At 37.0% G+C, this 1324-nt stretch carries 1 protein-coding gene; it reads left to right on the top strand.

Annotated elements, in window-relative coordinates; translation table 11 throughout:
- The first annotated feature begins 233 nt into the window (after positions 1–233).
- Positions 234–1082 (top strand): hypothetical protein, encoded by an 849-nt coding sequence (locus DW039_RS20760; protein WP_005824933.1) that lies wholly within the window; start codon positions 234–236, stop codon positions 1080–1082.
- The last annotated feature ends 242 nt before the right edge of the window (positions 1083–1324 follow it).

Here is a 1324-nt window from a genome sequence, read left to right as displayed (position 1 = left end):
CCAAGTCCAGACGGAACTTGGAATTCAGTCAGATAGTATCTTATTATTAGTCTGTTATCGTCTTGTTTTGACTAAAACGCGGTTGCGTTGGAAAAGTGGGAATACTTTGTTGGATGATTGAGGATATGAGCAAAAGGGAGATGTATGGCCAGTAAAATGATTTTTTCTTGAAATAGCCTTGGAAAGATTAAAAAAAGCTATATATTTGTATTCAATTCTAAAACTAACTACCTATGAAACTAATTGCAGAAAGTGGTTCTACGAGAACAGAATGGGCGCTGGTTGAAGATAATCGTCTGATACAGCGAGCCTTCACAGAGGGCTTAAATCCTTTCTTTCAAACGAGAAGAGAGATTAGCCGAAGTGTGCGGTTAGGATTACCCGAGCATTTTTTCAAAAGGAAATTGGAACAAGTCTATTATTATGGTGCCGGATGTACTTCTTATGAAAAGAAAAATGTATTGGGAGCTTCATTGGTAGCACAATTCAAAACTCCAATTCAGGTAGAGAGTGATTTGCTGGCAGCTGCACGTGGCTTGTTCAAATGCGAGGCCGGCATTGCTTGTATTTTGGGAACCGGCTCAAACTCATGTTTTTATGATGGGAAAATCGTTGTAAAGAATGTCCGGGCAGGAGGTTACATCCTGGGGGATGAGGGTAGTGGTGCTGTATTGGGCAAAATGTTCTTGTCTGATGTACTGAAAGGTTTGGCTCCTAAAGATGTAACGGCGGATTTCTTTGAGAAGTTCCGTATAAGTCCGAATGAGGTTATGGAATCTGTGTATAACCGCCCGTTCCCCAATCGCTTTTTGTCTACTATATCTTATTTTTTGGCTGATTATACCAATGATGACTATGTATTTGAGCTGATTACCGGTAATCTGAGAAATTTCTTTACTCGTAATGTCTGCCAATATGACTACAAAAATTATCCTATTCGTTTTGTGGGTTCATTGGCTTACAGCTACGCGACCATTTTGCGGGAAGTTGCCCGTGAATTTGGCATCGAACTGGAAATCATTGAAGAAACACCAATGAATGGCCTGATTGAATTCCATTCTTTAAATATAGAAGAACCTTAAATTCTTTATATAATAAGGTGTATAACCTCCTTTTTGCAAATGTATAAATATAAAGTTAAATAAATGCAAAGGAATGTTCTTGATATTAAATAATAATGTATCTTTGTTAGGACGAAATGAATGAATCATTTCTCACCTTTGTTAATAACGAGTTTTTTATCTCTTAAAACAACCAATAGAGTTAAGTAATTAACAAGATTTTAACCTTGTATAATATATAACTAAGTTCCGTCTGGACTTGG

It is taken from the genome of Bacteroides sp. AF39-16AC, from assembly GCF_003602735.1.
GTDB lineage: Bacteria > Bacteroidota > Bacteroidia > Bacteroidales > Bacteroidaceae > Bacteroides > Bacteroides uniformis.
The sequence above is the reverse complement of the archived record's forward strand: the minus strand, read 5'-3'. Positions and strand labels throughout refer to the sequence as shown.